This window comes from Vibrio sp. 1-1(7) (genome assembly GCF_013048485.1).
GTDB classification, from domain to species: Bacteria; Pseudomonadota; Gammaproteobacteria; order Enterobacterales; family Vibrionaceae; genus Vibrio; species Vibrio fujianensis.
Map to the genome: position 1 here is coordinate 215059 of NZ_VHSP01000005.1, position 6000 is coordinate 221058.

Annotated in this window: 4 protein-coding genes; 3 read left to right on the forward strand and 1 reads right to left on the reverse strand. The window is 43.1% G+C overall.

Going from position 1 to position 6000, the window contains the following annotated elements; translation table 11 throughout:
• Positions 1 to 247 precede the first annotated feature (247 nt).
• Positions 248 to 1000, reverse strand: a complete 753-nt coding sequence (bamD, locus tag FKN05_RS14905) for an outer membrane protein assembly factor BamD (protein ID WP_099610678.1) — start codon at positions 998 to 1000, stop codon at positions 248 to 250.
• Positions 1001 to 1153: 153 nt separating this feature from the next.
• On the opposite strand from bamD, the gene rluD reads away from it, so the two are divergent.
• From rluD to clpB, 3 genes are all read left to right on the forward strand, one after another.
• A complete protein-coding gene (gene rluD / locus FKN05_RS14910) occupies positions 1154 to 2128 on the forward strand; it encodes a 23S rRNA pseudouridine(1911/1915/1917) synthase RluD (RefSeq protein WP_099610679.1) in 975 nt (324 codons plus the stop codon).
• Positions 2129 to 2130: 2 nt separating this feature from the next.
• Complete coding sequence (gene pgeF, locus FKN05_RS14915; RefSeq protein ID WP_099610680.1) at positions 2131 to 2856, forward strand: peptidoglycan editing factor PgeF; 726 nt, start codon at positions 2131 to 2133, stop codon at positions 2854 to 2856.
• Positions 2857 to 2954: 98 nt separating this feature from the next.
• Positions 2955 to 5528 (forward strand): ATP-dependent chaperone ClpB, encoded by a 2574-nt coding sequence (clpB, locus tag FKN05_RS14920; protein ID WP_161427443.1) that lies wholly within the window; start codon positions 2955 to 2957, stop codon positions 5526 to 5528.
• The last annotated feature ends 472 nt before the right edge of the window (positions 5529 to 6000 follow it).

The window sequence follows — 6000 nt, forward strand, 5'->3', positions numbered from 1 at the left end:
AAGGAGTTGGTGTGTGAGGTCGAGAAAAAGCTTGAGGTTTCGATGGAAACGATTAAATTGGTTATTAAGTCTTACTAAAAACTTTCTATTTTTTAGGGTATTGCGTCAGCCTAAAAAAGTTATTGCTCTGCTTTTGTTCATCTTATAATGGTGAACTTTATCACGTTAGTATGTGTCGTCTTTTCGTCAATCGCTCTTCTTGTTGCAAAAAAAGCCAGCCACTTTTTGCGGCTGGCTTTTTGGGTAACTAATTTCTGAGCAATGGCATTGGCTCATTAGGATTAAGCTGGATGAGTTGTTCGGTTCGTGCAACCGCCTCATCTAATCCTAATTGTTGGTAAGCTTTTAATTGAATGGTCAGCGATTTTCGAGCGGCTTGTGTGCCTGGATAAGTTTTTTGTAACTCTTGAGCTCGGTTTATCGCTGCGATCCAAGCTTCACGGCGTAAGTAAAAGTCTGCAGTGGCTAAGTCGTAATCCGCTAACCGATTTTTTAATGCATACATCCGTTGCTGAGCATCCTTAGCATATGGGCTGTTAGGGTAACGTTCTAATAAACGTTTAAAATCAGCAAAGGCAGCTTTAGCCGGCTCAGGATCGCGATCGCTTCGATCAATATTAAATAATTCATGCATGAAATTACGATCTTGGGCCATGTGAGTCAGCCCTCGTATATAAAGTACCCAATCCATTTTTTCATGGGTGGGATTGAGGCGAGTGAAGCGCTCAATCGTTGCTAGCCCAAGGGCAAGATCATCGTTTTTATAATAGGCATAGATTAAATCTAGCTGTACTTGTTCTGAATAAGCACCAAAAGGATAGCGAGAATCCAGTGCTTCGAGCTTATCTATCGCTGTTAACCAGTTTCCACTTTGCAGTGACAGCTGAGCCTCACTATACAGCTCTGCTGGGGGAACATCTGGGACAACTTCTTCTTTACTTGCACAGCCAGTTATGAGTAAAGATAACGCGAGTAAACCCGATAAAGTTTGGTATTTCATCTCTGGATTCGATTCCTTGCAATAAAGCTTCTAAACTTGGAGCAGCGTGCTCCATAAATCGTTTCGTTACTTTCTTTTCAGTAACAGATACAATAAGTACCTATTTTTCCACACTCGTGGCTATTAGTCTCACGGTTTTTAAAAAAGTTCGATATGGCTCAGCAGATTGAATTAACTCAAACAGTAAAAGAAAGCCAGCTTGGTCAGCGCTTAGATCAAGCAGTCGCGGAATTATTTAGCGATTATTCTCGCTCACGGCTGAAAGAATGGCTATTGGACGGGAAAATTACCGTCGATGGTCTTGTTGTCACTAAACCCCGAACGAAAATGATGGGGGGAGAAATTATCACGGTTTTGGCCGAACTAGAAGATGAACAGCGTTGGGAAGCGCAAAATATTCCACTCAATATCGTTTATGAAGATGATGATATTATTGTCATCAATAAGCCTAGAAATTTCGTTGTACATCCTGGGGCTGGAACGCCAGATGGAACCGTATTAAATGCTTTACTTTTTCATTATCCACCCATTGCAGAAGTACCTCGTGCCGGAATTGTGCATCGTTTAGATAAAGATACGACCGGATTAATGGTGGTGGCGAAAACTGTTCCAGCACAAACTCGATTGGTTCGTGAACTACAAAAACGCAATATTACTCGTGAATATGAAGCAATAGCGATCGGTACCATGACCGCTGGTGGAATGATTGACAAACCGATTGGTCGCCACGCCACGAAACGAACGTTAATGGCGGTTACGCCAATGGGTAAGCCAGCCGTTACGCATTATCGTGTTGCTGAGCATTTTCGTGAACACACGCGAATCCGGCTTCGTTTAGAAACAGGGCGCACGCACCAAATTCGTGTTCATATGGCCTATCTCCAGCATCCTTTATTAGGTGATACCGCTTATGGTGGACGTGCACGGATCCCTAAAGGAGCGTCTGAAGAGTTAACCGAGATGATCCGCGATTTTGATCGACAAGCGTTGCATGCGGTGATGCTGAAGTTTGCTCATCCCATTACTGAAGAAGCGTTGGAATTTCATGCACCTGTTCCTGATGATATGGTTAGGATGGCTGATGCTTTGCGTGAAGATGCAAAACTGAATTATTCGCAAGAGTATTAATCATGGATAAGATCATTCCTAACTGGCCAGCACCAAGCAATATTAAAGCCTTTGCTTCTACACGAATCGGTGGATTTTCACCGTCACCGTATCAGGGGTTAAATCTTGGTATGCACGTTGGGGACGATCCTGCTTTAGTTTTACGTAACCGTGAATGGTTGCAGACGATAAGCCAAATGCCTTCAGCACCTATATGGTTAAATCAAACTCACTCAACTAAAATTGTGCAGGTTGAGCGACCAACGAAAGTCATACTCGATGCTGACGGGCTTGTTACGACTTCTCGGCGTGTTGTCTGTTCGGTAATCACAGCGGATTGTTTACCTGTGCTGATCACCAATAGTCAAGGAACGCAAGTTGCTGCGGTTCATGCTGGTTGGCGTGGGCTGGCGGGAGGTATTGTTGAAAACGCTTTGCACACTATTTCAGGCAACCCTCTGGTTTGGCTAGGTCCGGCCATCGGTGCTCAAGCTTTTGAAGTCGGTAATGATGTCAGAGTGGCGTTTTGCGAAAGAGACGCCGATGCAGAGCAAGCGTTTTTACCGACGTCACAACAAGGGAAATGGTTGGCGGATATGGTTCAGTTAGTACGTTTACGACTAGCAAAATTAGGCATTGAGCAAATTTATGCTTGCAACCTGTGCACCTATCAAAATCCCCAGCAATTTTATTCTTATCGCCGTGATGGAATGACCGGTCGTCAAGCTAGCTTTATTTGGATGGAGTAGCCTTATAAAGTTAATGGTATTGGCTTGAAATTTCACCTCTGCGTAACCATCTTTCTATACGTGATTAGTTTATCTCCGATGAGATTAAGAAGGTGGTTATGCGTCTCGATAGATTTACCAGCAAATTCCAAATAGCGATTTCTGATGCTCAGTCGCTTGCACTAGGGCGAGATCATCAGTATATCGAACCTGTACATTTGATGGTGGCATTACTTGATCAAAATGGTAGTCCGATCCGTCCTTTACTTACCATGCTTAGTGTCGATGTTGCTCAATTACGTTCTAAATTGGGTGAACTTCTCGACCGCCTACCTAAGGTGAGTGGCATCGGCGGTGATGTTCAGCTTTCTAATTCGCTAGGTTCGTTATTTAACCTCTGTGATAAAGTGGCGCAAAAACGTCAAGATGCTTATATCTCCTCGGAAATATTCTTACTGGCCGCTTTAGAAGATCGTGGCCCTCTTGGTCAGTTATTAAAAGAGATCGGTTTAACGGAAAAAAAAGTTTCTGAGGCAATTGAAACGATTCGTGGCGGACAGAAAGTGAATGATCCAAATGCGGAAGAGCTACGACAAGCGTTGGAGAAATTTACCATTGATCTTACTGAGCGAGCAGAGCAAGGTAAATTAGACCCTGTCATTGGTCGGGACGATGAAATTCGTCGTACGATTCAAGTGTTACAGCGCCGTACTAAAAATAACCCAGTTATCATTGGGGAGCCTGGTGTGGGTAAAACCGCGATCGTGGAAGGGCTTGCTCAACGCATCATTAATAATGAAGTGCCAGAAGGGCTTCGCGGGCGTCGCGTATTGTCTTTGGATATGGGCGCATTGGTTGCGGGAGCCAAATATCGTGGTGAGTTTGAAGAGCGGCTAAAGTCGGTGTTAAATGAACTTGCCAAAGAAGAAGGTAATGTCATCCTCTTTATTGATGAATTACATACCATGGTTGGTGCCGGTAAAGGTGAAGGTTCAATGGATGCGGGCAATATGCTGAAACCCGCATTAGCTCGTGGTGAATTGCACTGTGTTGGCGCAACGACGCTGGATGAATATCGTCAATATATTGAGAAAGATCCAGCACTAGAGCGCCGCTTTCAAAAGGTTTTGGTCGATGAGCCAACAGTGGAAGATACCGTTGCTATTTTACGTGGCCTAAAAGAACGCTATGAATTGCACCATCACGTTGAAATTACCGATCCGGCGATCGTGGCTGCGGCAACCTTATCACACCGCTATGTCTCTGATCGTCAACTGCCAGATAAAGCCATCGATCTGATTGATGAGGCGGCATCAAGTATCCGTATGCAAATGGACTCCAAGCCAGAAGCATTGGATAAGTTGGAACGTAAAATCATCCAACTTAAGATCGAGCAACAAGCATTAATTAATGAGCATGATGATGCGAGTGAAAAACGGCTAAGTATCCTTAATGATGAACTTAAGGAAAAAGAGCGTGAATATGCGGAATTAGAAGAGATTTGGAATACTGAAAAAGCGGCGCTTTCTGGTACACAACATATCAAATCAGAACTTGAGCAAGCTCGCTTAGATTTAGAAGTTGCCAGACGTGCGGGAGATTTAAGTCGTATGTCAGAGCTGCAGTATGGCCGAATTCCTGAATTAGAGAAGCAGCTTGACTTGGCTACTCAAGCAGAAATGCAAGAGATGACCTTATTGCGTAACAAGGTAACTGATGAAGAAATAGCCGAAGTTCTGTCTAAGCAAACGGGAATTCCAGTTTCTAAAATGCTTGAAGCAGAAAAAGAAAAATTACTGCGTATGGAGGAGGTTCTCCACCAAAGAGTGATTGGGCAAGCCGAAGCGGTGGAAGTGGTCGCAAATGCTATTCGTCGAAGTCGCGCTGGGCTTTCTGATCCTAACCGCCCAATAGGCTCGTTTTTATTCCTAGGCCCAACCGGGGTTGGGAAAACCGAGCTGTGTAAAACGCTAGCTAATTTTTTATTTGATAGTGAAGACGCCATGGTGCGAATTGATATGTCTGAGTTTATGGAGAAACACTCGGTAGCTCGGTTAGTTGGCGCACCTCCAGGTTATGTTGGCTATGAAGAAGGTGGCTATTTAACTGAAGCTGTACGACGTAAACCTTATTCTGTTCTTTTACTTGATGAGGTTGAGAAGGCACATCCTGATGTTTTCAATATCTTATTACAAGTATTAGACGATGGACGTTTAACCGATGGACAGGGAAGAACGGTCGATTTTCGTAATACTGTGGTGATTATGACTTCTAACCTTGGTTCATCAAGAATTCAAGAGCATTTTGCTTCTTTGGATTATCAAGCGATGAAAGAGCAAGTCATGGATGTGGTGAGTAAACACTTCAGGCCTGAATTTTTAAACCGTATCGATGAAAGTGTTGTGTTCCATCCGTTAGGTAAAGAACATATTAAATCGATAGCCCTTATTCAGCTTGAGCGTTTACGTCAACGTTTAGCAGATAAAGATTATGAGTTGAACGTTAATGATGAGGCGTTAAATTTAATTGCTCAGGTTGGGTTTGATCCGGTTTATGGTGCAAGGCCACTTAAACGGGCAATTCAACAAACGGTTGAAAACCCGCTAGCGAAGTCAATCTTAGCGGGGCAGTTTGTACCGGGAACGCCAATTTATTTAGAAGTCAAAGAGGGACACATTACCGCTCATCAGTAATTCGGTTAAAAAAGAGGCTTAGTTGGAGCTAATTAAGTCTCTTTTTATCTCCGGTTTTTATCATCTTTGTTATGGAATTTGGCAGGTTAGCTGTTTTTTTGAGCGTTTAAGCTTAAATTTATAAGAATTGTCGTTTTAGCACTTGCCAAGCTAACCAAACTCCCTATAATGCCGCCTCACTGACACGGCAGACGCCGCAAGGCTTCAGGCAGTGTTAGTTGAGGGAAAGCTTCTAAAAAAGAAAATTTGAAAAAGTGTTTGACTCTTCAAATTAACTCGTTAGAATTCACCTCCGATTTGAAGCTCAATGAGCCTTCCAAGCAACGCTCTTTAACAATTTAAACTAATCAATCTGTGTGGGCACTCGTTGATGATAATCAAAAAGATTTATCAATGAACTGAGTGACCAATTTGATACTTATCTCTTTTAGAGAACGGTATCGAGCACAGTCAATTCAAGTTTTCTAGGAAC

Coding starts and splice junctions, on each gene's coding strand:
- bamD (WP_099610678.1), bottom strand. CDS start 1,000: ATGAAATACCAAACTTTATCGGGTTTACTCGCGTTATCTTTACTCATA.
- rluD (WP_099610679.1), top strand. CDS start 1,154: ATGGCTCAGCAGATTGAATTAACTCAAACAGTAAAAGAAAGCCAGCTT.
- pgeF (WP_099610680.1), top strand. CDS start 2,131: ATGGATAAGATCATTCCTAACTGGCCAGCACCAAGCAATATTAAAGCC.
- clpB (WP_161427443.1), top strand. CDS start 2,955: ATGCGTCTCGATAGATTTACCAGCAAATTCCAAATAGCGATTTCTGAT.